This window comes from Cohnella sp. GCM10027633 (genome assembly GCF_042675445.1).
Classification (GTDB): domain Bacteria; phylum Bacillota; class Bacilli; order Paenibacillales; family Paenibacillaceae; genus Cohnella.
The window spans coordinates 260,851-285,202 of the sequence record NZ_JBHTGV010000005.1 but is presented as its reverse complement, the minus strand read 5'-3'; the positions used below and the strand labels follow the sequence as shown (position 1 = coordinate 285,202).

Below are 24,352 nucleotides of genomic sequence, written 5' to 3'. Positions count from 1 at the left end.
CCTCCTTTCTAGATCAGCCCGTCATCGCCGAGCTTCTTGGCAATGCGGTCGGCTGCGATTACGAGCACAAGTCCGATGACGGCTTGGAATAGTCCGAGCGCCGTCGCCCTGCTGAAGTTGCCGCTCTCGATCCCCCAGCGATAGACGAGAACCGGAATCGTGGTCGTATACTCGGTAGTCGCCTTGTTCGCCAGCGCATAGACGCGTTCGAACGAGCCTTCCATGACTCTTCCCAGGTTCAGAATTAGCAAGGTGACGATCGTGGGGCGAATGGAGGGCAGCGTGACGTTCCATACTTTGCGCCAGCGTCCGGCCCCGTCCACGGTAGCCGCCTCGTACAAATCCGGGTTAATGCTGCTGATGGAAGCGAGATAGATGATCGTGCCCCATCCCATGCTCTGCCAGACTCCGATAGCCAAGTACGTGATCAGCCAATTCGCATCGTCCTGCAGGAATGGGATTCGTTGTCCGCCCATCATCTCGATCAAGTTGTTGACCGCGCCGTTGCCTTCGCTAAGAAGCTGGTAAGCGATCGCGCCGATGATGACCCACGAGAGGAAGTGCGGGAGATACAGGACCGTCTGGTTAACGCGCTTGAATCTGACGCTCTTGATCTCGTTCAGCAGCAGCGCGAGCAAGATCGGCGCCGTGAAGCTGAAGATGAGATCCAAGCTGTTCAGCATGAGCGTGTTGCGCACCGCTCTTAGGAAGTCGGGTCTGTCGAAAATCTCTTGGAACACTTGGAAGCCGACCCAATCGCTCCCCCAGAACCCTTTGGCGATCTTGTAGTCTTTGAACGCGAGCACGAGACCGCTCATCGGTCCGTACTTGAAAACCAAGACGAAGGCTAACGGAAGCATCAGCATCAGATAGAGCTGCCAATCCCGCCGGAGGAAGTTGGCTCCCCCTCGGTTACCCGGTATTAGGTTGTTCTTTAAAGCGGTTTCACGAATGGCTGAAGCGCTTTCAATCTTCATGGTTTTCACCTCCTCTGGAATCGGGCTCCCTTGGTCGGCCGTCGTTGGCGTCTGACCTTGGCGGGGTGTGACTGCATCATAAACCGCTTACATCGCCAGCGTAAATCGTGAGTATTGATAGACGCGATCATTTTTGATTAACCCGCGCCGTTACGCGGTTCTCGGGCGATTATGGTGCTGGCGATAATCAAAAATGATCGGCATGAGCAAAAAATGAAGCCGCTTTCATCGGTCGGATATCGGACCGGGAAAGCGGCTCCTAAGCGTCTTGCTTATTCGTCTTCCGCTTCGCGATCCGGCGTCCCGTTCTTGAGCGCGCGGTAGCCGCTCGGAGGCATGCCCTCGTACTTGCGGAAAAACCGGTTGAAGCTCTGGATATTGTAGTAGCCGACCTCGGACGCGATCTGGGTCATCGTCAGATCGGATTCCAGCAGCAATTTCTTCGCCTTGTCGATTCGCAGCTGGTTCGTGTAGTCGATCAGGCTCTTGCCGGTCAGCTCGAACACGATCTTGCGCATGTAGGAATAGCTGATGCCGATCTCCTTCGCCATGTCCTCGAACACGATCTCTTCGCGGAAGTGCTCCTCCAGGTAGCGGATGATCCGTTCTCCGTGATTCGCCTCGCCCGGCTTGCGCGCGAGATGCTGGGCGATCTCCGCGAAGAAGCCGCGCAAGTATTCCTCCAGCTCGTCCAGCGTGTCGAAGGAAGCGATCGCGGAGTAGATATTGCCCCGCCCGCCGAAGATGCGCGAAGTGCTGATGTTGTTCTCTCTCAGGTGCTTGATCGCGACGCCGACCAATTGGTGATAGATGAACAGAATATTATCGTACGAGATCGATTCTGCGGACCGGATCTCGCTTCGGATCTGCTCCAGCTCTTTCATGAGGCTGTCCTGGTCGCCGCGATCCAAGAAGTTCAGAATGCGGCGCTCGCTGTTGGCCGGATACACGTACTTCGAAGGCGGTTCGGCTTCCGGCCGCCAGTAGGTGATGCCGCCTCCGCCTTCGATCATGCGATGCTTGATGGCGTCCATCGCTTCGACCGCCCGATCGGAGACGGCCGCGCTATCGTCCGCCTTGCCGCTGACGCCGATCGTCACCGAGTGGCCGAACAGCTCCGCCGCATCGTCGCGAATCGCGGCGAGAGCGCCGCCGATCCGCTCCGAGCCGTCTTCGTCCTGCTCGGACGGTCCGTAGTTGATGACGATCGCGAAGCAGCCTTCGCCCTGGTAGACGCATCGGACCTGCATGCCATCCGGGAACTTGCCCTCGCTGTTCGAGACGAACAGATACCGGTGGTAATTGCGAGTTTCCGGATTCGTCTTGCCCACGTACCGCCTGTATCCGTCGATCGAGACGACGGCGACGCGGTAATCGGGCAACGGGAACAACTCCGCGATTTGCTTCGTTACTTCGCCCTGCAGCAGATGGTGGATCGCGAGACTGCGGGTATCCTGCTCCCTCTCTTGCAACAGCTTGTACAGCCCTTCGCCCTCATCCTGTATGCGCCTGAACGCCGCGTCGAGGAAGACGAGCTCGTTCTTATTCGAGACGACCATATTCTTGCTGCGCGCGCGGACTAACCGGGCCAGCTCTCGCACCGGCTTCGACAGCCACGTCGCGAGGAAGACGGTCAGCACGGTGCCCGCGGCGATGATGATGATCGTGAGCAGGACGATGTTGCGCTGCAAGCCGTGAGACTTCATCATCAGCTCGTCCATGGAATAGATGTTGACGTTCCACCAACGGAACTGCGGCGATCTCGACCACGTATAGATCATTCGCTCGCCGTCTCGTTCGTGGAACGCATAGCCTTCCTTGGAAGCGCCGGCAAGTATGTCTTGGATATACGGTAGCTGTTTGCCGTCCGTAAGCACCAGATTCTTGTCGTTGTGGGAGATCAGCGTACCGTCCGGCTCGAGCAGCAGGTATCCGTGTTTGCCGGGTTCCGAGGTGCGCAGGTACTCGCCGATCTGGCTCTCTCGCAGGTTAACGACGAGAACGCCCCGCGTCGTCGTCAATAATCGGTTAAGCGGCAGCACGTACGACAGCACGTTCACTCCGGTCGATAATTGCCGCGGAAACCATACGCCGCCGATGCCCCTTCTGCCGATGAGCGCTTCGTCGATCCAGTCGATCGACCCGTATCTCTCGAGCGTCGTAATGCCTTTGTCCGTCGAGACGACGTAATCCGACTCGCTTAAGTAGAAGTAAGACGAGTAGACGCCGTTGACCCGGTGGTTCAGGTTCAGCAGCTCCTGCAGGACGGCTTGCGCGTTGACGACGTTGCTGTATTTGGCGTTCAGCTCTTCGAACGTCTCGAACGGGCGAATACGGTCGTAAATCTTGGTCGCGGAGATGCGCACGGCGTCCTGGGCCAGGTTGTTCAGCGCGTTCTCGTTCAGCTTGCGGTTCGCGTTCAGGCCCGCCAAGGAGGATTCCGCGATGGCGCTCTCCGAATTTTGCAGAATCTGCGCGCCGCTATACCAGGTCAGGATCGCCATCGGGATGGCCATGACGCAGAACAGAATAAGCGCCAGCTGCAGCATCATCGGAATTCGTTTCATTCGGTCTCTCCTCTCCGGAACGAGCGTCGGCATGGGCCGATCGCGATAGAGCGCTTACAATAATAGTAACGCGTATATATCCTCGAAGTTCTCGTGCTCTCCCGGGTCAATTCTCTAGCATTGTAAAATATTGCGTGAAGACCAACAATATACGATGGTGGGAATTACTGACCTATCGTGCGATATTCGCCGGAAGCGCGGCAGGCGAACAGAGGGATAGAACGTATTATACAGGAGCGAAGCGGCCTAATATAACCCTAAATTATTGGGATGCCGTTTCGTGCTCGCGCCGGTTCCAGAACGCCATGTCGAGCCTGGTCTATACTTGTAGAAATAGTGGTACAAAAGTCGGGAGATTGTGGTACGATATTCCTGTATATATGGAACGGTTATAGTAAAATGCCATGAAATGGAGAGGTTCCGGTGCCAGCTCCCGCACATAAGTCGAATAATAACAAGTCCGCTACGTCGACGCCGACCGTATCGCCCGCGGCGAGCGCGCCTCAATCGTCGCCCGGCGCGGCGTTCGCCGCTCCCTCGCAGGAATTGTCCCCTTCGCAGATGGTCCACCTGCAGCGCGCCACCGGCAATCAGGCGGTGTTGGGCATGCTCGGAGGCGGAGGCGGCGCGGCGGCTCCCTTGCCGCGGATCGCCCAACCGCCGATGGCCATGCGGCCTGGCAATCTGTACGGGTCTATCGGTTCGGCAGCCGCTCCGGCGACTCCGGCGGCGGCTCCGACGGCCGGGCCGGCAGTGGCCGAGCCGGCCGCAGCGGATTCGGCATCTGCTGCTGCGGCGGATCCGGTATCTGCCGCGGCTCACCCGGCGGCTCCCGCTGCTCCGGAAGCAGCTCCGGTCGCGGAGTCCGCGGCGGCGGAAGCGGCTTCGAGCTCGGCGGCTCCCGCCGCGCCTGCGAGCGCGGCCCCGGCAGCGGCGGAGCCCGCGGCAGCCGAGCCTTCGGCTTCAGACCCTGCCGCGCCGGAATCGCCGGTCGCGGATCCCGGCGCAGCCGATCCGCTTGAGGCCTCGCCAGCTTCCGCCGCATCCGCGGCGCCTGCTCCCGCGGCAGCGCCTGCTCCCGCAGCAGCGGCTGCTCCGGCACCTGCGGCTCCCCTTCCGCGGATCGCTCAGCCGACGATGCCGATGCGGCCGGGCAATCTGTACGGGTCTAGCGGCTCTTCCGCCGCTCCGGCGGCCGCGCCTGCTTCGGCTGCTGCGGCTCCGGCAGCGCCCGCTTCCGCGGATCCGGCGGCGCCTGCCGCGGTCGATCCGGCAGCGCCCGCTCCAGCTCCGGCTCCTGCCGCCGATCCTGCCTCGACGGCACCTGCGGGACCCGCATCCGCGGCGCCTGCCGCTCCGGCAGCCGCCGCGCCCGGAGGCGGCGGAGCGATCGAAACGCCGAAGATTCCGGCCGATCTGCAGGGCAAGGGCAGCTACAACGCCGTGTATAACTGGTTCAAGGAGCGGGCTACCTCCGAGAAGAAGTCCGGCCTGTTCGGCTTCTTCGACGCCCTTACGCCGGAACAGAAGATGGAAGCGATCAAAGCGATGTGCGGTACGAAGACGAACGTCACGCTCGAATTCGTGCAGAAGAAGATGCTGACCGGCATCTTCACGAAGACCGTGGACTGGGACAAGTTCTCCGCGGCGAGCCGCGACGCGAAGAAGATCGATACGACCAACTACAATGCGGACCAGGATCGCGATTACGCCAACTACGCGGCGATCGGCACGTCCAGCGCCGTCGGCGGCGTCTCCGGCTCCGCCACGATCAGCCAGGCGCTCGGCGCGGCCGGTGCCAAGGGCACGGCGCTCGGAGCAGCTCCGGTAGCCGGCGTGCTCGGCGGCGTCGCCGCGATCTCGCAAGTCTACAACGCGACCCAGAACTACGACGAGTCGCTTAGCGCGACGGGCAAAGTACAGCAAGCGGTCGGCGAAGGCGCGGGCGGTCTCTCCGATCTCGCGCGGGTATCCGCCGGCACGGTCAACAGCGTGCGCTTGGCCGGCGGCATGGCCGCGAGCGGCGCCGCGACGATGGCGGCCGGCATTGGCGGAGTCGCGGGCGGCGCGGCCTACATGGTCAGCGGAGCCGCCGGCTATCTCGAAGGCAGGCGCAATGCCAAGGCGCTCGGCCAGGTCGAGGACCGGCTCGCCGCGAGCGAAGGCGACCTCGCCAAGCAGCAGCTGATGGCGGCGAATCTCGGCAAGTCGACGCAGGAGATGAACAAGTCCAAGAGCGGCATGACGGCGATCAAAGGCGCCGCGATGGTCGTCGGCGGCGCGCTCATGATCGCGGCAGCCGCTTCGCCCGCCGGACCGATCCTTATCGCCCTCGGCGCCATTCTCGGCGGCGTCGCCGCGATCGCGAAGTTCTATAAGAAGTACAAACGCAAGGAAGCATTCGTCGACAAGGCGCTCAAGGTCGACGAAGCGGCGGCGTTGCCGGCTAACAAAGGCATCGAACGGGACAAGATCCGGCAAGGGCTCCTCGAGAAGAACGGCTTCAACAACACGGGGCAATGCTATTCGCAGCTCGTCACCGACTTGGCCGGCATGCTGTTCGACAGCGGCGTCAAGGGCGACGACAAGGAGAGCATGCAGATTATCGAGAACATCGGCCTGAAGATCGATAAGACCAAGGAGAAGCCGGGCAAAGATCTGATCGCCAAAAAATTGCACACCTAGAGGAGCGTCCACATGAACGATTCTACATCCTCGTTCGCCTATTCCGTGCTAAGCAAGCTGCTTAAGCACTACCATGATCACGGGATCCCCGCGAAGTTGGCGGATCCGGACGAAGCGGCCCCGTACGCGTCGTTGCTTATTCGATTCGAGGAGATCGGCTCCCAGGACGATTCGCTGCTGCTGGAGATGAGCTTCGTCCCCGGCTTGGAAGAAGCCGCTCACGAAGGCGTCTATCTGCTGCAGTCGTTCGCCGTGCTGCGGGACCGGACGCCGCCGGAGAAACAGGATGCGCTGCTGCGCGCCTGCGCCTCCCTCAATCTGACGCTCCCCGTCGGCGCCTTCGGCGTGCTGGAGGAAGGCGGAGCGCTCTTCTTCAAACACAACGCGATGGTAAGGGGCGATTGGCTGCAGGATGAGGAAGGCGTTCGGCACCTCGACCGGGTGAACGGGCTCATCCTTCACCAGCTGCATCAATTCATGGACCGGCTCCTCGTCGAGGTTCAATAAGATGTATTCGTCTCCATCCTGCCCGCAAGGGCCGCGAGATTGCCGATTCGGCAACCTTGCGGCCCTTGTTTGACTAACGCGGCATTCGCCCCGCGACCGGAGGAAGCTTCGACACGCCGGGTCTGAGAGACGTTCACCGAACATTCGACGACGATGCGGCCGTCCGCCCCGAAGGTGCACGAGACCGTCTCCCGATACGGCGTCTCCAGAAACCGCCCCCGAAGTCGAGGTGAAAGCCGCGACCGCTTGGAGCTCGCAATTGGTGCACGACGTCTATAAGCAAGAGGTCCACGTCGGGCTCATTCGCGGCGATTACGCTTGGCCTGACCGCAAGCAGCTGTTGTTGCGGATGGCGAAGAAGGGAATCGAATACGCGATCGTGCCGTCCATCGTTCTGGAGGACGCCGCGGATCTTCATGTGTACCCGCTCGTTCGCCAAGACGGCGAGGCGCTGACCCGCAGATCGTGGATGATCTACCGGGAGGAATCGAGGGAGCTGGCGCTGGTGAAGACCTTCGTCTCGTTCGCGGGCGAGTTCTTCGGCTCGTCCGAGGACCGTCAGCTTCGGTAATAAGACAGCACCCAGCAGACGCCGTTCCTATCGGTCACGATCGCGAGCAAGCCGTCGAACGGCGCCTCGTAAGCTTCCGCCTGGATCGTCCCGCCGGCTGCGAGCGACTCGTAGACGGACCGGAACCGCGGCTCCGTATCGATCTTCAGGAACACCCGGACGTAATCGCCCTTCGCGGCCGGCTTCGCCGCTCGCGTATCCGCGAACTTCAAGGTAGCCCCGCCGACGCGCAAATCCGCGTTCAGCACCTCGTCTCCCTGCTTGCGCAAAATCTCGATCTCGCCGCCGAACACGCTTTGATAATACCGAATTTCTTCTTTGCAGTCGTCCACTACGATGAAAGGCATCGCGATCATTCCGGCAACTCCTCTCTTGCGCTCACATTGCGGAGCACGGTCCGCAGCAATCCGAGCAATACGTCGTATTCCTCGTCGGATATGCCCTTGCGCGTCTTGCTCTTGACCCGCCCGAGCGCCTCCTGCACCTTCGGCACGACTTCCCCTCCCGCTTCGGTCAAGTACAGCAATTGGTACCGGTTATCCGACGGATCGGCTTCCCTCCGCACGTACCCTTCCGCCTCCAGCTTCGCGATCGCTTTGGCTGTAGTCGTCTTGTCGATGAGCAGTTGCTCGCTGAGCGCCTTCTGCGTGACGGGCTGCCCGTACGCGATCGCCATCAGGAAGATATACTGACCGCTGCCGATGCGGAAAGGCGCCAGTTCGGCGGAGATCAGAATCTGCATATGGCGGTAGATCGCCGAGATGTAATGACCGTGCGATTCCGCGGCATTCGTATTGTCCGGCTTCCATCGTTCTTTCAACTCGCTCGCCCCCTTTGATAGGATGTTATTGCAACTATTTGCATTTATCATACTGTAAAAAGGGTGCTATTGCAACTATTATCTCTCATTGTCGGTGATAGGAGCAGAGACGCCATCCACCTAATCAGTAACCTGTTCGCAGCGCCTCGCAAACCGACGTTAAAAAGACCGCCCGCGCGCAACCCGATCGTTGCACGAGACGGCCTTGTCATAATCGCGGGGCTCCCGCGTTCGTTATGGATTAAGCTTCACGATAACGCGGGTGACGTTCGCCCCGCCCGAGCCGCCGTTGAACCGAATGACGTTGTTCGTCCCCGCGGCGAGGGTTACGAGCCGGCTGACGCTGCCGGTATACGTGCTCCAGCCGCCCGTTCCCGGCAATGTCAGCGAGTAGTTGTTGCTGCCGACGACTACGCCGAACGTCGACTGGCTGTCCGCGGAGCCGTAGACGACGGTCACTTGCGCCTGGCCGCCCGTGCCGCCGTTCACGCCGCTCACCTGGAAGTAAGCGCCCGGGATATGCATGTTCTCGATGCTCACGCTCGCCTTGGTCGCTCCTCCCCCGACGGTCACGTTGCTTCCGCTCACGGGATACTGCGTCTCCTGTCCGCCGCCGGACGGGATGAGCGACACGCTCACCTTGGACACGTTAGCTCCGCCGTTACCGCCGTTCAGCTTGATGACGTTGTTCGTGCCCGGGTTCAGATCGACGAGACGTTTCGCTTGGCCGGTATAGTTGCCCCAGCCTCCCGTGTTCGGCAAGCCCAGATAATACCCGTCGCCGTAAGGATCGCCGCTCGAATCGACCTTGAATGCCGGCCCGCCGTCGTTCGTCGCGTAGTGCACCGTCAAGAGCGCCTTGCCGCCCGCTCCGCCGTTAATGCCGGTTAACTGAATATAGGAGCCTTGAACGTGCAAGTTCTCGATGTTCGCCCCCGGCCGGGTCGCCCCTCCGCCGAACGTCACGTTGCCGGCGGTCATGGCGTACTCCGTCTTCTGGGTGTATTCGCTGTAAGTCGCGTTAACCAAGTCGTAATACTTGACCTCGGTCGCGGCCGAACGCGGTCCGACCGCCGGGACTCCGTCGTTCGTCTGGACGACTTGCTGGATCGTTCCGTCCGGGTTGAAGTATAGCCGGTCCACGCTCGTGTTGCGCAGCGTGCCGTTGCCGGAGATTTTCGCGTTATGGTAGAAGAGATACCAATTGCCCTTATACTCCACTACCGACCCGTGCGTCGTCTCGCTGTTCGCCACCGAATCGAGCAGGACGCCGCGGTTCGTCCACGGTCCGAGCGGGTTGGTGCTGGTCGCGTAACGCATCCGGTTCGCGCCCGGATTGCCGTCCGCATACGTCATGTAGTACACGCCGTTACGCTTGAATACCCATGGCGCCTCATGATAATCGTACAGCTCGGTGAACTGCTTAAGCGGCCCGTCGATCGACGTCATGTCCGCGCCAAGCTTGGCTCCGTAACTGACGGCACCGCCCCCGGCATACAGATAGTACGAGCCGTCGTCGTCTCGGAACACGTTCGGATCGATCAGGTTGCCGCCGGGCAGTCCCCCGATATAGCCTTGAACGGTGAAGCCGGCATCCGGCTGGCTGCTCGTCGCCACGCCTATTTTCCAAGAGTTGTTCCAGTTCGTGTCGCTCGGGTGCGGGAAGTAGAAGTAGTACGTCCCGTTCTTATACGCGGCGTCGGGAGCCCACATGAAGCCGCCCTCCGGCCGTCCCCACGGCACGTCGTCCGCGCGCAGTATCTCTCCCTCGTCCACCCAGTCGACCATATTATCCGACGAGAAGACGTGATACTTATCCATCAGGTTACTGCCCTGCGACGGGAAAATATCGTGCGACGCGTAAACGTAAATCCGGCCGTCGCTCCATACGCGCGCCGAAGGATCGGCGGTGAACATACTCGTGATGATCGGGTTGCCGGACGTGACGACGGGATCCGCCGCCGATGAGTAAGACGAGAAGCCGAATAAGACCGACAATAGCATCGAACACGACAATAACGCGCTTAAGCGCTTTTTGCCCATTAACTTGCCTCCTTGTCTCCTATGAATTCGGATTGCGCTCCTTATGCCTGCGCATGCTGCCCTTCGACCTGCCGAACATCCCTCCCCAAGGATTCAATGGATAATCCTGTAATGCTGCGATTCACCTCTAGCTTACAATGCCGGTCCCCGCTCCCGTAGCGAGGCGATATTAAACTTTGCCCGGTCGTTCTTGGCTTGTTGCCGGTGCATGGCGGGAAGAGGGATCGCCACATACGCCGTCTCGGAAGCCACCTATGCCGTTGGCATGGAAAGCGCGGGCGCGGCCGTATATAACGAATACAGAGGCGGTCTCTTCGACGCTCTGCTTGTTACTGCCGGAGGTGGACCGCTTCTTGAGAAATCTGCTCGCGATCACGATCGTTCTATGCATGGGATTCAGTTGCTCCGCCTGCTCCCTGTTCGATTCCCCGCCCGAGTCGGACGCACCTCTTCGACTGTACGGAGACTTCGCGACGATCGCCGAGAGCTTGTCCGAGCTGGAGGAGAAGACGGGTCTGACGATCGAACGAGCCGGCAATCCCGATACCGCATACGAGAACAGACGAACGGAGCTGCTGTCCCTCCTGCAGAACGATGCTTCGGACGTCCTGTTGTTGACATTCGAAGAAGCCCGTTTCTTCAACGAGGAGGGGTATCTCGCGGGGATGAGCGCCTTCCCGCAGCTGGACGACGTCATCTCCAACAACGTCTTCCCCTCGCTTCGCGACCTGACGAACGGCGAAGACGGATTATTCGGAATTCCCTTCTACGCGGACCCTTTCGTGATTTACTACAATAAACAATGGTTCGATAACGCCAATCTGGCGTATCCCGATCGCTCTTGGCAGTGGGAAGGCTATTCCGAGCTATCCGCGCGGATCATGGACGCGAACTGCGCCGATGCGGAGCCCCCGTGTTACGGCAGCGTGCTGCCCTATAATCCGTACTACTTATCTCCGCTCATCTATAGCTTCGGCGGCATGTTCGTCGATCCCGGGAACGATAACTCGGCCGAAGGCTTCCTGAACGGCGACGCAACGATTCACGCCTTCCAATGGGCCAAGCGCTTGATCGCGGAGCGTCGAATCTCTCCCCCGGTATGGAACTGGGATTCAGATTCGCGAGGAACCGTATTGGGCATTCAAGATTACCAGCAGGCGTTCGGGAAAAACCAAGTCGGCATGATCCTGGAATCCGCGACGTTCTATCCGACGTTCAAGCAAGCGCTCGGCGATCGGCTCGGACTCGTCGAACTGCCTTCTTCCGCCGACGGAACCCACGTGAACGCAGCTTCGGGAATCCGCTTGCTGTGCATGCCGAAGAACGGCGGCAATCCGGACGCCGCCTTGAAATTCATCATGGAGATCGTTCGCTCCGCAGACGCGGACGCGGACATCGGGACGAACTTGGGCGCTCTCGCGTTATCCTCCTCCCGTACCGAGAGAACGAGCGAGGAACGAGTCGTCTTGTCCGAGATCGGGAATATGCGCGACTTGTCGCTGAGCGACGAGTTGTACGTCTTGTCCGAGAGCTTGATGGAACCGCTACTTGAGGGCCCGGACGAAGAGATGCGCGGATTGCTGACCGAATTAGCCGAAGAATACGACCTTGCGCGGTCCACGGCCGATCCCGACTAATTCGGCAACTTCGCGTAGGAATGCTCCACGAAGGATTTATAATATTTTCTCGATAGAGGAATCGCTTGATCGCATTGCCGGAGATGAATCATGAAGTTGCCCGCGACGAACGGATCGGGGACGATTCTGTCCACGTATCGCCTATTGATAAGATGACTCTGCGTAGCATAGAGCATGAGTCCGCCGCTCTTCTGCTTAAGCTCGAGAAGCGGCATTCGCGTCTCGATGACCTTGCCGTCGTACATGCGAATCCGGGATAACCTCGGCCCCGTCTTCTCGATGCAGACGATGCAATATTCGTTAACGAGCACCGCTTTGCGGTTCTCTTGCTTAATGGCGATCAAGAGCGGCGTATCCATGATCCCTATTCTGCAGAGCGACTCGACCTTCAGGACGTTCATCCGATGTTTGGCGTCCAAGATATCGTAGATGAAGCTCTCGTACGCGCATTCGCGATCGTAACGAACCTTCGCGACCCGCTCGTTGAAGCGGTCGAAGTACGCATCGACGATCACGACATCCGGACCATACGTCTCGCAAGCCGTATGGTAACGAGTCAAGGAGCCGGTCGAGACATGAATGACGAAGTTAAGCTTCTCCAGGAATGAGCAGATCTTCTCCCGGTCTCCGGAATTCCGTATTCCGAGTACCGCCGTTACGATATCCTCCATCCTTGCACCCGGACTGGCGTTCATCGATATCTCCGCTCCCCTCGCCGATTATCTACAGTCATTCTCACAAAAAAGACATCGATTGGAAACTGTTGAATGTATGAGTTGCTATGGAATCGCTTCTAACCGTGACCGTCTGTCGAAATAACGAGTTCGCCGACAGCCAAGCATGGAAGGCCGGTACTCCCCGTAGGGAGTGTCGGCCTCTCTTATTGATGGACACTGATCGTTTTCATATTATTGTGAATATAAATTTAATGTATGATTGACATTAGTGTATGACGTACATTATATTGTGAGTAAGAGGTGACCATAATGTCCCAGTTCGAGGAACTGTTATCCGCGTTCGAAGTGGAATTGAAACGAGGCACGCTCACGCTGGCCGTCCTCAGCCAATTGCGAACGCCCAAGTACGGCTACTCCCTTCTCCAGGACTTGGTCGACAAGAACGTCGACATCGAGGCCGGTACGCTGTATCCGCTCTTGAGGCGGCTAGAGAAGCAAGGCATGCTGACGAGCGACTGGGATACGGCGGAGAGCCGACCGAGGAAGTACTATACGCTTAGCGCGACCGGCACGCAGATCTTCGAGAAGCTGAGCGACAACTGGCGGGGCATGACGCGCCAGATCGATCGACTATTAGGAGGCGAAGAAGATGGAAGTCATTGATCGTTACGTGTACGCGGTCATTAAGCGGTTGCCGGAGAAGTCGAGAGCGGAGGTGGAGCGCGAGCTTCGGTCGAATATCGATGACATGCTGCCCGAGCCTTGCGAAGAAGCCGACGTTCATCGCGTATTGCTGTCGCTAGGCAATCCGGCCGAAATGGCGGAACAATATCGCGAGAACAAACGATATGTGATCAGTCCCGGATTATACGGCAATTATATTTACGTGCTGAAGATCGTCTCGATCATCGCGGGGCTCGCCATCCCGGTCGCGGCGTTCGTAAGCGTGCTTACGGATGCCCAAGGGGACGGACCGTTCGAGCTGCTCGTCCGCGTGCTCGTCGAATCGATCGTCATGGCGTTCCAAGCCGTCCTCCCGGTGTTCGGCGGCGTGACGCTCATCTTCGCTCTCTTGGAGCGGGCAGACAAAAAGTACTCTCAATGGCCGTATACGGGCAAGCCGTGGACGATCAAGGACTTGAACGAAGCTCCCGCTTCCCATCCCCGTTCCATCGCTAAGAGCGAGTCGATCTTCTCCATCGTCGTGGGCATCGTCTTCGGCATCGCGATCAGCTTCTATCCGGAGCTGCTCGGCTGGTATTCGAACGTGAACGGCGATTGGAGCGTCGTCCCGGTGTTCAACGAATCGGAGCTTCGCCCGTACGTGCCGTTCCTGCTTGCGTTGACGGCGTTCAGCGTCGTTCTCGCGACGCTCAAGCTGATCCAGCAGAAGTGGACCGCGCATCTCGCATGGCTGAATCTTCTGTTCAACGTCTGCAACATCGCGTTCGTCTGCGCCTTCTTATTGAATTCGGCCATATTCTCCGATATCTTCATCTCGACGTTCGCGACGGAGGTGGAAGCCGACCTCGACGCCTTCAAGAACGGCTGGGAGACGGGTACGTACGTGCTCGCGGCGTTTACCTCGGTCGCCATGGCTTGGGACGGCATCCACGGCTTGATCAAAGCCCGGAAATAATCCGCAACGGAAAGACACCGCTCCCGAGGAGCGGTGTCTTTCGACGGTTAATCCGCGCTATCGTTTTCTTTGCTGCCTTGGCCTTGATCCTTGCCGAATCCGTTGCCTTTGTTCTCGACATTGCCTTTATCTTCGACTTTCTCTTCGATCTTACCCTTGTCTTGGACATTGCCTTTATCTTCGACTTTCTCTTCGACCTTACCCTTCTCTTCGACCTTACCCTTGTCCTCGATTCTCACGCGTTCCTGTTTGCGCTCGTTCTCTTCCCGGCCCGCGCCTTGACCGCCGCCTTGGCCTTCGTCTTCGCCGCCGGTAATCCCGTTGCCTTGGTCGCTGCCCGTGCCGCCGCCAGCACCTCCGCCTGCGCCGCCACCTGCACCACCGCCAGCACCACCGCCTGCGCCGCCGCCAGCACCGCCGCCTGCGCCACCACCGGCACCGCCGCCTGCGCCACCGCCCATGCCGCCGCCGTGACCGCGGCCGTTGCCTCTGCTTTTACCGCGCATTTGCGAACCGCTCTTCACGCTGTAGTACGAATAGACCATCGATTGCAGCGTCCGATTATCCACGGCGCCGGTTACCGGAAGGCCATGCTTCTTCTGATAATGCTTAACGCCTTTTACCGTCAACGCGTTATAGTGCCCGTCTATCATTCCCGCGTAGCTTCCGATCGACTTGAGCATCCCTTGTATGACGTATACGTCCGGACCGCGCGCTCCCTTGCCGACCGCGGAGCTTACATTCGGCAGGCAAACCATGAGGGATACGGCTAATATTGCCGATCCGAGAATCTTGGCCGCCGTCCTCGAGATCCTCCCCCGTTGCCGACGGGAGCCATTGCTTCCTTCCATTCAACAAGCCACCTTCCATTGGGATATCGCCGAGTTTTTACGACAGCCATTACTATACCCAACATTTCTTTTGGGCTATTCGGCCAATACAATAAAGAGCCGAGGGGACCCCCCTCGACTCTTTCTCGTCAATGCATTCGGTCGACGTCCGGCTGCGCGAACGCGTCGCCCTCTTGGATGTAATCCAGACTGGTCGATAAAGACGACAACAAATCCTCCAGCCCCGTATTCCATTGCAAAGCCGGATGATCTTCGGCTGCTCGGGCTCTCGGCGCGAGCTTCGTGATCTTGCGGTCGATGAGCGCCCGCAGCGCGTTATCGTATCGATTCTCGTACTTGGCTCCCTCGTACTTGGCGGTCATCGCTTGTATCAATTGGTTGAAGACGAACAAGTGCGCCTCCGATATCGGCCTCGACGCCGTGTGCAACGGCACCTCCGCCTTATTCATCGCGCGTATCTCGTCCTCATACAGCATCGTCGACAGAACCAAGCCGTCCGCCGTCGGCCAGATCGCGGCCAAGCTCTGGACGGAACGAAGCGTAACGTAGCCGATGCCGAGCTTGCCCGATTGAGACAAGCTTGCATGGAACAACCGGAACGCCTCCGCTCCCACCTCGTCCGTCCCCAGGTAGTAATGCTTCTTCATCCGGATCCGGTCGATCTCCGCTTCGCCCACGAATTGTTCGACGATCATCGTCTTGGACGCCGCTGGCGTAATTCCCTTCAGTTCCTCTTCGGTCAGTTCTACGACGTTGCCGCCGCCAAGATCGTACACCTTGCGAATGTGTTCCGGTTCCACCTTCGTATCGCACGCTTGGCAGTGCTTCAAATGCGAGATGGAACCTCCGCAATCCGCATGAGTCTGCTTCAGCGAGAGCTCCTTGTCTTCCGTCGCCGCGTACAGCTTAACCGGGATTTGAATCTTGGCGATCTGTATCGTGCCTTTCCACATCGCGTGCATGCCGCTCTCCCCCTCGCAATGTTCTCATCGTCTAGTTATTGACGATAAGAGAGGGAATGATACTAACGAAGCTATGTTGCTAGAATAGAAGAGTGCATATATGAATCGATCATGCGCTTAATCTCGTCCGCGATCAACCCCGGCTCGGAGTAGTTAATCATGTGTCCCGACCGGGTCGCTTCGATCAACCGTCCCGCAGGCAGCGCGGCGACCGTCTTCCGATGCGCTTCATGAAGCGCCGGCCGGATCTTCCGCTCCATCCGCGAGACGTGAGTCCCGGATATCAGGGCGACTTCCGTCTCGCCGAGCGGAATGGCCCGGTCTCGCAAAGCCTGCAGCTCCGCGACGAAAGGTAGACCTTCCGCGACCATCGCCTTCGCCGCTTGCACGGTGAAGTCCTCGCGACGATGATCGCTATAGACGTCCGGCGGTTGAACGCGTCCGGGAACGCTGCCCATCAGGCGATAGAGACCGAGTCTGGCTAAGAGCGGGATCAACTTATTCATTCTGGCAAAATGCTTAAGCGAAGCTTCCGCGAAGTACAACTCGCAATGCTCGTCCGACGGATCGACCAGCACGAGTCCGCGAATGCGCGTCGGATCGAGCGCCGCCGCGGTCCGGACGATCGGCCCTCCCCAGCTATGTCCGACGAGAATGAACGGACCCGGGCCGAGCTCGGTCAACAAGCCGTTCAGATCGTCGGCGATTCTCTCAAGCGTCCTTGACTCCGGATCCGGCTCGCTTCTACCCGTCCCCGCCCGATCGTAGACGACGGCGCGAGCATGCGAGGCGACGAGCGGTTGCACCAAGCCCCAGGTCGAGCGGGAGAAGCCCATACCGGATTCGAATACGACGGTTACGTCCCCCTCGCCCTTCTCCATGTAATGCAACCGGCGCCCGTCGGCGGTGCGGATATAGCGGCTGTCGCCGAACGTATGCGTGGCAACACTCGACATCGTTATCCCTCAGTTCTTATAATTGAGAATGATTATCAATTATAGGGCACATAAAGAGACCTGTAAAGCGACGAGCAACGACAAGACAAGGGAGCTCGCCGCTATTATCGGGCGAACTCCCTTGTCTTAATTCGGCGCAAGCCACTCCATCGCGGGGAAATTACGCGACAAGCCGAATGCGACCGTTATCAGCAGCATCGAGACGATTAGCGTCTGGCGGGATCGTATCCAGCGCTTCTTCCCGCACCAGAAGTAGATAAGAGCTAGCGGAGGAAGGACGAGCAGCAGCGCGTTATGCTGGCACGCTTGAACGACGTCCAGCCGCAGCAACGCCTGCGCGGCCCGCGTCATTCCGCATCCCGGGCAATAGAGCCCGGTTAATTCGTGGAAGACGCAAGGAATGCCGATTCCGGTAGCGGGCAGCCATGCTTTCAAGTACACGAGCCCCGCAAGGCCGGCAACTGCCCCCCAAACGAGCTTCGGCGCCTTCGCGATCCGCCGCGTACTAAGCGAGCCTATTAACATCCGACTGCACCAGTGCATAGACGACGATGCCGAGTCCGAAGAACGTCAAGACGATGTAGAGCACCGAATTGTCCGCCGACATCAGACCCCGCTGGCGTTGCGCTTCCGCAACATGCTTGCCGACCTGATAAGCCCAGATGAAGCTCCAAATTCCGCACGTCACGATGCAGAGCAAGAAGTTCTTGCCGCCCGTGAAGTCGCGGTCGTTGCTGAGACGGCCTACGTCGTTCGTCAAGACGATGAACCAGTAGATCGCATAAATTCCGCAAGTAATAATAGATAGAATAACTGCTGCCGCTATCCCGCGTTGGTTAACCATTCCGCACCCGCCCAATCTTCAGATAATTACATTCAAGGGGATAATAGGTAAGCAAATACATTGATAACTATACTGAAATCATCGCTTATATTCAATTCAAATTCATACAATAATCTACATCTTTCGCCATGTCCCGGCAGACCTTCATGAATGAAGAAACAGGCCGGAATCCCTGAGCAAGGGATTCCGGCCTGCGATGCGCTTACGAAGCTTCGTTACGTATTCATCTGCTAATGCCCGTATCTATTCACGGCCCGTAAATTTCAAGCGAGCCGATGGCCGTCCAAGTGCTCACCGCGGTCACCTGTACCCTCACATAGCGCGTATTGACGGTCGCCGGCAAGTTAATCGTGTTCGTATATCCGTTGGCGGAGTAGAAGCCGTAGGTCGCGTTGGATTGCGTCACGAAGCTGCCGTCGTCCGTCGAATTGCTGGTCGAGATCTTCACCCCTTGCACCCAATACCCGTAGGCGGGCGCCTTGATGACGATCTGATTGACCGCCTTCTCGCTGCCGAGATCGGCCGTGATCCAACCCGTCGCATCGGCGGACTGCCAGAACGTATTCTGCACGCCGTCCACCGTGTTGATCGGATTCGCGCCGCTGCTGGCCCATACGCAGCAGCCGAGGATCAGATTGGTCGAAGCCGAAGCCTTGTTCAAGACGGACAACTGAGCGGTAGCCAGGAGCAGGGACATGACGATAACGACGGCCAGCCTCTTCTTCCAAGATTGCATAACGATCGACATTAATTCATTCCTCCTCGTTTGTAGATGCTGTATTACGAACGCGCGAGATCCACTTGCGCTTGCCAGCATCACCTCCCGAGAACGCACGGCCGATTTTGCAGGGACGGCTCATTCATCATGCAACGCCGGCCGATGGAAGGTCATAGGTGAATAATCACTGCATTACCATTTTAGTCTTGGATGGTCTTCCGACCAACGTTCGTTCCTATGAATATCGTGTGTAATCTTACGGCTTTGGGTATCGGCGTAACGCAAAAACACCGCCGGGGACGCAAGGTCCTCGCGGCGGCGGGTGTCCACGATGAGAACCGCGGACTTTATAACCTGATACCGATAATACCCATCAGCCTTAGCGGAATTATCAATTATAGAAATATTCTATATTAACACATGGAGAAGACGGAAGCAATATTTTTATAGGAATTCACTTGTGTTTTTTGAAGTTATCGGTTAATCTTCTATTTGGGAAGCAGCTTGATCGAGAATCCGAAGGAGGTGGAATACGATGGAGATGATGACGATGAAGATGATGATGTCCATGTGCATGGAAGAAATGATGTGCAAGATGAAAAACATGCAGATGATGATGGATCAAATGCAAGCCATGGAAATGATGGACGCGATGAACATGGACGACATGATGTCCCGCATGCAGAAGTGCGACGAGATGATGACGATGATGATGGGCATGATGCGTCAAATGAAACAAACCGCCATGTAAGATCGCTCCTCTGCCAAGGAGTAATCGAACGATAGCGGTTGTCGGTCCTTATTGCATACGATGCTGCGGAGCAGATGACTGCACGCGGAAGTTTCGAAGGTCCATAGCCAATTCGGTGTCCACAGAGCGGTTAACCGCATGCGGGCTTTTTTTATATCTATTTGTATATCTATATTAGAGGGTCGATTGCAGCGCGGCGTTCAATTGTCTCCCGATCTCGATTCGCCGTAGCTTCAGCCCCCATACTTCCTCTGTAATTCTCGCTGCGTTATATTCGTTCCCCGTCTCGCCTAATTGGCGATACAGCTCCAACATCTTGGCGTTGATCGCGTCGAACTGCCGCCAGAGGGATTCCGCGCGAAGCTCGAGGGCCGCTTGCTCCTTACGCCGCTCGGTATCGCTCAGCGTGCGAAGGATTTCCTGCTGCCACTCTATGTCCCCGATCTGCTGCGCGTAATTCAGCAAATCCAAGTAATCGTCTACCCACCGCTGCTCGAACGTTCCGATTGAGCGCATAAGCTCATCTCCATTTATGCTTTATACCTAGTATTATACTCGGAATTAACGGAAATGCAACAGGTGCCTGAAAATTTTCGCATTCGACTAAGAAGATTGTACGAGCAGCCCTTTCGATTTTGTACAAAGAGACCGCGACTGCTCGTCGCCGTTACGGCGAGCATTCACGGTCTTATCGTTAGAATCGGATTACGTACGATAGCCCGCCTAAGCGATCTCTTCCGCTATCGAACGTCGCGTTGGCCTTGCGTACCGCTTGTTCAACACGATCGTCTGCAAGGTCATGAAGATCGCTCCCGTCGCCCAATACAGCGGCAACGCGGCAGGCATCGCCAACGAGAACATCCCCATCATGATCGGGAATACCCCGCCCATGAACGCCAGCGCGCGATTCGGATTCTGCCGCGCTTGCGCCGAAGCCGACGTCGACTGGGACACGCGGAACTGAACGTAATAGGCAGCCGCCGCGATAACCGACAGCATGATGTCCGGCTCTCCCAAGCTGAACCATAGGAAGTCATGCGCCGCGATCTCGGGGGTGCGCCGTATCGCATAGTAGAACGCAAGGGTAATCGGCCACTGAAGCAACATCGGCAAGCATCCGACGTTCAACGGGTTGAATCGGTGCTTCTGGTACAGCTGCAGCTCCTCGGCTTGTTGCCGTTGCTTGGCTTCCGCGCGGGTATCGTTCTTATACTTCTCCCGAATAGCGTTCAATTCCGGCTGGAGCTCGGCCATCTTGCCTCTCATGGAGATCTGCTTCTTCGTTTGACTGATCACGAGCGGCAGAAGGGCGATTCGGATCAGGAACGTCATGAGTATAATCGATAGCCCGTAATCTCCATGGAACGCGTTCGCGACAACCTTGATCAGGCTGGAGAACGGATAGATGAAGTAATGGTTGAAGAGACCCGGCAAAGCGGATTCAATCGGCGCTTGCGAGGCTGCCGAGCAGCCGCTTAGCAGAAGCACCGCGATAACTCCGATCGCGAGGAGCGCGAGCTTGGCCCGCTTCTTGGACATAGATATTCGAATCATAGATATCCTCCCTATTGAATAGTCGAGCCTTCAATGGGGAGGAGCAGCAATCCGTATCGGCATTGGACGACTCCTTGCGCTTGACCGTGCGCGTCATCCAACGCCGAATGGCAGGGATCGGAGGCGGATCTATCGGTGCGCATGAGGATGAGACGTTCCCTTCCGTTCCTTGAAGCCAAGGCATTTCGTTGGCTGCGGAGAGGGAGGAAGGAAGCGATGCGATCGAATAGACCAAGCCCACGGAGAGGAGTAGCTGCACGAGCAATTCCAGCCACTGATCCATCGTTTCCATCGCCCCCTTCGTTTCCATCGGATATGTACTGTGTTATACGTCTTATCGGCCTTTCATGTTCCATACGATGAGCCATGGATAATGTTTACAAATCATGCAACTTTGCTTTGCGCGCCATCGTCTAAGAGCACAACGCCCTATTTTGTTACGCCTATGCAACATATTGAAATATTTACGTAATATATTTGTAATAATTCTGTAACACAAAGTAAATTTATGGTATTGTAAAAATAAGGAATCTATAATCGATCACGTGGAGGCGTTCGCGATGAGAAGAACGGTGAGCTTGGTGTTCGTAATCTTGCTAGGGGTAATCATTGCGGGATGCAGCGGGGCAAGCAACGATGACGCTGCCTCGGCCGGCGATCGCGAGCAGGCGCCGCAGGCGGCGTCCGAGTCGAAGGCGTACCGGAGCGAAGCCGTCCAGCCTTCTTCCGCTCCGAACGACATGTTCTTCGAAGATTACGGTACGAACCCTTACGTCGCCACGGAAGACGATCGGCTCTCCACGTTCGCAATGGATGTCGACACGGGCTCCTATACGTTAGCCAGAAGCTATATTCGGGACGGGAATCTGCCTCCGCAAGAAGCGATCCGGCTGGAGGAGTTCATTAACTACTTCGACCTGGACGACGCGCCGCCGAAGGACGATACGTTCGCCATCCATGTCGACGCCGGTCCTTCGCCGTTCGGGGAACAAGGCACCCAGCTCGTCCGGATCGGGATCAAGGGCAAGGAGATCGAATCCGCGGAACGGAAGAGAGCGAATCTTACGTTCGTCATCGACGTATCCGGCTCGATGAACCAAGACAACCGGATCGGCTTGGTCAAGAGAAGCCTGGCGCTGCTCGTCAATCAACTGAAGCCCGACGACCGGATCGGCATCGTCGTATACGGGTCGTCGGCGCGCACGGTGCTGGAGCCTACCGCGGTCGAAGAGGAAGAGACCATTCTGGCGGCCATCGACGAGCTTCAGATCGAAGGCTCGACGAATGCCGAAGCCGGACTGCTGTTAGGCTACAAGGTCGCGAGCAAGATCTACGAGAAAGAAGCCATTAACCGCGTCATTCTCTGCTCGGACGGCGTGGCGAATATCGGCAAGACCGATCCCGACGGCATTCTCCGCACGATCGAGGATTACGCGGGACGGAACCTTTACCTCAGCACTTTCGGCTTCGGCATGGACAATTACAACGACGTGCTCATGGAGCAACTGGCGGACCAAGGCAACGGCGCTTACGCGTATATCGACGACATTGACGAGGCGAAGAAGATTTTCCAAGAACAGCTGACCGAGACGCTGCAGACGATCGCCAAGGACGCCAAGATCCAGGTCGAATTCGACCCCGAGCAAGTAAAGGGCTACCGTCTCCTCGGTTACGAGAACCGGGCCATCGCGGACGAAGATTTCCGCGACAACAAAGTCGACGGCGGCGAAGTCGGGGCCGGACACTCCGTTACCGCGCTCTACGAGATCGAATTGGAGAACGGAGCCTCCGATACGTGGGGCAAAGTTACGATCCGTTACAAGGACGTGGACGATCGCAACCGCTCGCGGGAGTCGGCGGCGGCGATCGGCCCTACGGGCGAGCTGTCCGACGCGACCTTGTTCATCGCCTCCGTCGCCGAATTCGCCCGGATCATGAAGGATAGCGAAGGGGTCGGGAACAGCCGGCTTCAACAAGTTCTCCGGCTGGCGGAGCAGCACGCTGCCAGCGAGCGCCAGGAGGAGTTCGGACAACTGGTCAAGGACTTCATCGACGTACGGGGCAATAAGGAATAGAACGGCTATCGGTCGATCGTATACGACGACGCGCTGTCCGCCGGCGGCGATCCGCGCTTGGACATGCGACTGTACGCCGCGTACCCGATCGCGATCGCGGCCAATACGCCCAGCGAATAATACCCGTATCGGCTAATGTAACTATCGATCGTATTCAACCGATCGCCGACATAGGTGCCCGCAATGAAGTAGACGGAAGCCCACACGAGCGCGGTCGTATAGGCGTAGACGGCGAATTTCCCGTAGCGCATCCCGTTCATCCCGACGACGAACGGCGTGACGTTGCGCAGCAAAGGGAAGAAACAGCTTATGCTGACGGCAAAGCTGCCGTATTTGACGTTCAGCGCTTCGGCTTTGGCCATGAATCGGTCGATTCTTGCATGGCGAACCAGCCGGATCTTGAGCTTCCGCGCAGAGAATTTGCCGAGCGAATAGCCTACCGTCGAGCCCGAGCATACGCCTAAATACAAAGAGACGAAAGCCGGGAGGGGCTCCAGAATACCCGCGGAGCTAAGCGCTCCCCCGGTAAGCGCGATGACTTCGTTCGGAACGGGTAGTCCTACGATGCCCATGCAGAGGACCAGAAATAGCGAGAGATGTCCGAACTGCTCGATGAAGTTCTGTAGTAGATCGTAAGCCATAACCGGCCTCCTTGCATGTATGCCGTATTCTACTCCTTACTATAGTCTCTCCGCCGCCAAAAAGGCACTGGCCGGAGGATTGAACTCGATCTGGACCGAAGTCCAGTCGAGAAGAGCATTTCGCCGCAATATAAGGATCTCTACGACGAATAGTGACACGCTCTCTCCCGATCATGTAAAATATAGCAAAACCCACTATCGCCGAAGGAAGATTCATATGGGAACCCTTATCGCCGTTCTATCGTTATTGCTGGCAATCGGAAGCCTGATCTACACCAAAGTCATGAACGATCGGAACAAGAAGGAACAAGCGGTGCTAAGGAATAAAGCGAACAGGCTCGAAGCCGACGCGATGTACGAGAAGGTGCGCGTGCGGCGCGGCGAATTCGAGGAATGTCTGGCCGACTATCAATGGATCGAGAAAACGATGAACGATTCCGACGAAGAAAGCCCCAAGATCGATGCCGAGAAGCACGAGGCATTGGTTATTAAATGCATGGCGAAATACGCCGCGCTGTACAACGAGATCGAAGCGTTCTGCGCTCGGATGCTCGACGGAACCATCAACAGCGAGTCGTACGTGACGGACGAAGTTCTGCCTGCGCTGAAGCAGGACGCCGTGCGCCAGGCCAGCTTGTTCGGAGCGTTCAACAAGTCCGCCAGAGCGTTGGACTTATCGCCGATTCCGAAGCCCGATCCCGCCTCGTTCAAGAGCTACAACGCCGTCATCAAGCAATATTACGGCAAGGATAAGTTATGGATGAACGCGCTGGACCGTATTCGGCACGAGAATAGCTTCAAGTATTAAGAACCCGCAACGCAAACTGGCTATACAAGGTCGAGCCCTTGTATAGCCAGTTCTATTTTTATCATTATC

At 57.7% G+C, this 24,352-nt stretch carries 24 protein-coding genes; 9 read left to right on the top strand and 15 right to left on the bottom strand.

The genetic code is table 11. The features are described from left to right. Positions 1 to 8: 8 nt before the first annotated feature. Both ACFQZG_RS14850 and ACFQZG_RS14845 read right to left on the bottom strand, forming a co-directional pair. Positions 9 to 977 (bottom strand): ABC transporter permease, encoded by a 969-nt coding sequence (locus tag ACFQZG_RS14850; RefSeq protein WP_378153791.1) that lies wholly within the window; start codon positions 975 to 977, stop codon positions 9 to 11. Between the two features lie 272 nt (positions 978 to 1,249). Beyond that, positions 1,250 to 3,544: an AraC family transcriptional regulator gene (locus tag ACFQZG_RS14845; RefSeq protein WP_378153790.1), complete on the bottom strand. Its 2,295-nt coding sequence runs from the start codon at positions 3,542 to 3,544 to the stop codon at positions 1,250 to 1,252. 423 nt (positions 3,545 to 3,967) lie between these two features. Here ACFQZG_RS14845 and ACFQZG_RS14840 point away from each other — a divergent pair, with 423 nt between their 5' ends. The 3 genes from ACFQZG_RS14840 (at position 3,968) to ACFQZG_RS14830 (ending at position 7,307) form a co-directional block, all read left to right on the top strand. Then, positions 3,968 to 6,229 carry a hypothetical protein gene (locus tag ACFQZG_RS14840; protein ID WP_378153788.1) on the top strand — a complete coding sequence of 754 codons (2,262 nt, stop codon included), beginning with the start codon at positions 3,968 to 3,970 and terminating at the stop codon, positions 6,227 to 6,229. A 12-nt stretch (positions 6,230 to 6,241) separates the two neighbouring features. Beyond that, positions 6,242 to 6,736, top strand: coding sequence for a hypothetical protein (locus ACFQZG_RS14835; protein WP_378153787.1), 495 nt, complete (start codon positions 6,242 to 6,244; stop codon positions 6,734 to 6,736). Positions 6,737 to 6,998: 262 nt separating this feature from the next. Further along, positions 6,999 to 7,307 carry a hypothetical protein gene (locus ACFQZG_RS14830; RefSeq protein WP_378153785.1) on the top strand — a complete coding sequence of 103 codons (309 nt, stop codon included), beginning with the start codon at positions 6,999 to 7,001 and terminating at the stop codon, positions 7,305 to 7,307. On the opposite strand, the gene ACFQZG_RS14825 is transcribed toward ACFQZG_RS14830, so the two are convergent. The 3 genes from ACFQZG_RS14825 to ACFQZG_RS14815 form a co-directional block, all read right to left on the bottom strand. Beyond that, positions 7,295 to 7,663, bottom strand: a complete 369-nt coding sequence (locus ACFQZG_RS14825) for a VOC family protein (RefSeq protein WP_378153784.1) — start codon at positions 7,661 to 7,663, stop codon at positions 7,295 to 7,297. The two genes, ACFQZG_RS14830 and ACFQZG_RS14825, sit on opposite strands and share 13 nt — an antisense overlap. Then, positions 7,660 to 8,127, bottom strand: coding sequence for a MarR family winged helix-turn-helix transcriptional regulator (locus tag ACFQZG_RS14820; protein WP_378153782.1), 468 nt, complete (start codon positions 8,125 to 8,127; stop codon positions 7,660 to 7,662). The genes ACFQZG_RS14825 and ACFQZG_RS14820 overlap by 4 nt, the downstream gene beginning before the upstream one ends. A 234-nt stretch (positions 8,128 to 8,361) precedes the next feature. Continuing rightward, positions 8,362 to 10,170 (bottom strand): family 43 glycosylhydrolase, encoded by a 1,809-nt coding sequence (locus ACFQZG_RS14815; RefSeq protein ID WP_378153780.1) that lies wholly within the window; start codon positions 10,168 to 10,170, stop codon positions 8,362 to 8,364. Positions 10,171 to 10,523: 353 nt separating this feature from the next. Here ACFQZG_RS14815 and ACFQZG_RS14810 point away from each other — a divergent pair, with 353 nt between their 5' ends. After that, entirely contained in the window at positions 10,524 to 11,807 is a 1,284-nt protein-coding gene (locus ACFQZG_RS14810; protein WP_378153778.1) for an ABC transporter substrate-binding protein, read from the top strand. On the opposite strand, the gene ACFQZG_RS14805 is transcribed toward ACFQZG_RS14810, so the two are convergent. Next, positions 11,804 to 12,502, bottom strand: coding sequence for a LytTR family transcriptional regulator DNA-binding domain-containing protein (locus tag ACFQZG_RS14805; RefSeq protein WP_378153776.1), 699 nt, complete (start codon positions 12,500 to 12,502; stop codon positions 11,804 to 11,806). The genes ACFQZG_RS14810 and ACFQZG_RS14805 overlap by 4 nt on opposite strands. Positions 12,503 to 12,793: 291 nt before the next feature. On the opposite strand from ACFQZG_RS14805, the gene ACFQZG_RS14800 reads away from it, so the two are divergent. Together ACFQZG_RS14800 and ACFQZG_RS14795 are read left to right on the top strand one after the other, a co-directional pair. After that, positions 12,794 to 13,147, top strand: a complete 354-nt coding sequence (locus tag ACFQZG_RS14800; protein ID WP_378153774.1) for a PadR family transcriptional regulator — start codon at positions 12,794 to 12,796, stop codon at positions 13,145 to 13,147. Then, entirely contained in the window at positions 13,134 to 14,123 is a 990-nt protein-coding gene (locus ACFQZG_RS14795) for a hypothetical protein (protein WP_378153772.1), read from the top strand. The genes ACFQZG_RS14800 and ACFQZG_RS14795 overlap by 14 nt, the downstream gene beginning before the upstream one ends. Before the next feature lie 47 nt (positions 14,124 to 14,170). On the opposite strand, the gene ACFQZG_RS14790 is transcribed toward ACFQZG_RS14795, so the two are convergent. From ACFQZG_RS14790 to ACFQZG_RS14765, 6 genes are all read right to left on the bottom strand, one after another. After that, complete coding sequence (locus ACFQZG_RS14790; RefSeq protein WP_378153770.1) at positions 14,171 to 14,974, bottom strand: peptidoglycan-binding domain-containing protein; 804 nt, start codon at positions 14,972 to 14,974, stop codon at positions 14,171 to 14,173. 128 nt (positions 14,975 to 15,102) lie between these two features. Beyond that, positions 15,103 to 15,936, bottom strand: coding sequence for a non-homologous end joining protein Ku (ku, locus tag ACFQZG_RS14785; RefSeq protein WP_378153768.1), 834 nt, complete (start codon positions 15,934 to 15,936; stop codon positions 15,103 to 15,105). 71 nt (positions 15,937 to 16,007) lie between these two features. Next, positions 16,008 to 16,892, bottom strand: coding sequence for an alpha/beta fold hydrolase (locus tag ACFQZG_RS14780; RefSeq protein ID WP_378153766.1), 885 nt, complete (start codon positions 16,890 to 16,892; stop codon positions 16,008 to 16,010). Positions 16,893 to 17,018: 126 nt separating this feature from the next. Continuing rightward, entirely contained in the window at positions 17,019 to 17,333 is a 315-nt protein-coding gene (locus ACFQZG_RS14775) for a DUF2752 domain-containing protein (RefSeq protein WP_378154071.1), read from the bottom strand. Between the two features lie 64 nt (positions 17,334 to 17,397). Next, the gene (locus tag ACFQZG_RS14770; protein ID WP_378153764.1) at positions 17,398 to 17,736 is read right to left on the bottom strand and encodes a DUF4234 domain-containing protein; all 339 of its coding nucleotides are present in this window, start codon (positions 17,734 to 17,736) and stop codon (positions 17,398 to 17,400) included. A 247-nt stretch (positions 17,737 to 17,983) separates the two neighbouring features. Beyond that, positions 17,984 to 18,484 carry a discoidin domain-containing protein gene (locus ACFQZG_RS14765; protein ID WP_378153762.1) on the bottom strand — a complete coding sequence of 167 codons (501 nt, stop codon included), beginning with the start codon at positions 18,482 to 18,484 and terminating at the stop codon, positions 17,984 to 17,986. Between the two features lie 505 nt (positions 18,485 to 18,989). On the opposite strand from ACFQZG_RS14765, the gene ACFQZG_RS14760 reads away from it, so the two are divergent. Further along, positions 18,990 to 19,205 (top strand): hypothetical protein, encoded by a 216-nt coding sequence (locus tag ACFQZG_RS14760; RefSeq protein WP_378153760.1) that lies wholly within the window; start codon positions 18,990 to 18,992, stop codon positions 19,203 to 19,205. A gap of 174 nt (positions 19,206 to 19,379) precedes the next feature. Here the strand turns inward: ACFQZG_RS14760 and ACFQZG_RS14755 are convergent, their stop codons facing one another. Continuing rightward, positions 19,380 to 19,721 (bottom strand): hypothetical protein, encoded by a 342-nt coding sequence (locus ACFQZG_RS14755; RefSeq protein ID WP_378153758.1) that lies wholly within the window; start codon positions 19,719 to 19,721, stop codon positions 19,380 to 19,382. A 207-nt stretch (positions 19,722 to 19,928) separates the two neighbouring features. Then, on the bottom strand, positions 19,929 to 20,759 hold the full coding sequence (gene yidC, locus ACFQZG_RS14750; RefSeq protein ID WP_378153756.1) for a membrane protein insertase YidC: 831 nt from the start codon (positions 20,757 to 20,759) through the stop codon (positions 19,929 to 19,931). A gap of 560 nt (positions 20,760 to 21,319) precedes the next feature. Between yidC and ACFQZG_RS14745 the strand changes: the two genes are divergently transcribed. Continuing rightward, positions 21,320 to 22,834 carry a vWA domain-containing protein gene (locus ACFQZG_RS14745; RefSeq protein WP_378153754.1) on the top strand — a complete coding sequence of 505 codons (1,515 nt, stop codon included), beginning with the start codon at positions 21,320 to 21,322 and terminating at the stop codon, positions 22,832 to 22,834. A 5-nt stretch (positions 22,835 to 22,839) separates the two neighbouring features. Here the strand turns inward: ACFQZG_RS14745 and ACFQZG_RS14740 are convergent, their stop codons facing one another. Further along, positions 22,840 to 23,475 carry a DedA family protein gene (locus tag ACFQZG_RS14740; RefSeq protein ID WP_378153752.1) on the bottom strand — a complete coding sequence of 212 codons (636 nt, stop codon included), beginning with the start codon at positions 23,473 to 23,475 and terminating at the stop codon, positions 22,840 to 22,842. A gap of 217 nt (positions 23,476 to 23,692) precedes the next feature. Here ACFQZG_RS14740 and ACFQZG_RS14735 point away from each other — a divergent pair, with 217 nt between their 5' ends. Then, positions 23,693 to 24,283: a hypothetical protein gene (locus ACFQZG_RS14735; RefSeq protein WP_378153750.1), complete on the top strand. Its 591-nt coding sequence runs from the start codon at positions 23,693 to 23,695 to the stop codon at positions 24,281 to 24,283. The last annotated feature ends 69 nt before the right edge of the window (positions 24,284 to 24,352 follow it).

Bases quoted from the DNA above. Each gene is read 5' to 3' on its own strand.
- ACFQZG_RS14850 (WP_378153791.1), bottom strand. From the start codon at position 977: ATGAAGATTGAAAGCGCTTCAGCCATTCGTGAAACCGCTTTAAAGAAC.
- ACFQZG_RS14845 (WP_378153790.1), bottom strand. From the start codon at position 3,544: ATGAAACGAATTCCGATGATGCTGCAGCTGGCGCTTATTCTGTTCTGC.
- ACFQZG_RS14835 (WP_378153787.1), top strand. From the start codon at position 6,242: ATGAACGATTCTACATCCTCGTTCGCCTATTCCGTGCTAAGCAAGCTG.
- ACFQZG_RS14825 (WP_378153784.1), bottom strand. From the start codon at position 7,663: ATGATCGCGATGCCTTTCATCGTAGTGGACGACTGCAAAGAAGAAATT.
- ACFQZG_RS14815 (WP_378153780.1), bottom strand. From the start codon at position 10,170: ATGGGCAAAAAGCGCTTAAGCGCGTTATTGTCGTGTTCGATGCTATTG.
- ACFQZG_RS14805 (WP_378153776.1), bottom strand. From the start codon at position 12,502: ATGAACGCCAGTCCGGGTGCAAGGATGGAGGATATCGTAACGGCGGTA.
- ACFQZG_RS14800 (WP_378153774.1), top strand. From the start codon at position 12,794: ATGTCCCAGTTCGAGGAACTGTTATCCGCGTTCGAAGTGGAATTGAAA.
- ACFQZG_RS14795 (WP_378153772.1), top strand. From the start codon at position 13,134: ATGGAAGTCATTGATCGTTACGTGTACGCGGTCATTAAGCGGTTGCCG.
- ACFQZG_RS14790 (WP_378153770.1), bottom strand. From the start codon at position 14,974: ATGGAAGGAAGCAATGGCTCCCGTCGGCAACGGGGGAGGATCTCGAGG.
- ku (WP_378153768.1), bottom strand. From the start codon at position 15,936: ATGCACGCGATGTGGAAAGGCACGATACAGATCGCCAAGATTCAAATC.
- ACFQZG_RS14780 (WP_378153766.1), bottom strand. From the start codon at position 16,892: ATGTCGAGTGTTGCCACGCATACGTTCGGCGACAGCCGCTATATCCGC.
- ACFQZG_RS14770 (WP_378153764.1), bottom strand. From the start codon at position 17,736: ATGGTTAACCAACGCGGGATAGCGGCAGCAGTTATTCTATCTATTATT.
- ACFQZG_RS14765 (WP_378153762.1), bottom strand. From the start codon at position 18,484: ATGTCGATCGTTATGCAATCTTGGAAGAAGAGGCTGGCCGTCGTTATC.
- ACFQZG_RS14760 (WP_378153760.1), top strand. From the start codon at position 18,990: ATGGAGATGATGACGATGAAGATGATGATGTCCATGTGCATGGAAGAA.
- ACFQZG_RS14755 (WP_378153758.1), bottom strand. From the start codon at position 19,721: ATGCGCTCAATCGGAACGTTCGAGCAGCGGTGGGTAGACGATTACTTG.
- yidC (WP_378153756.1), bottom strand. From the start codon at position 20,759: ATGATTCGAATATCTATGTCCAAGAAGCGGGCCAAGCTCGCGCTCCTC.
- ACFQZG_RS14745 (WP_378153754.1), top strand. From the start codon at position 21,320: ATGAGAAGAACGGTGAGCTTGGTGTTCGTAATCTTGCTAGGGGTAATC.
- ACFQZG_RS14740 (WP_378153752.1), bottom strand. From the start codon at position 23,475: ATGGCTTACGATCTACTACAGAACTTCATCGAGCAGTTCGGACATCTC.
- ACFQZG_RS14735 (WP_378153750.1), top strand. From the start codon at position 23,693: ATGGGAACCCTTATCGCCGTTCTATCGTTATTGCTGGCAATCGGAAGC.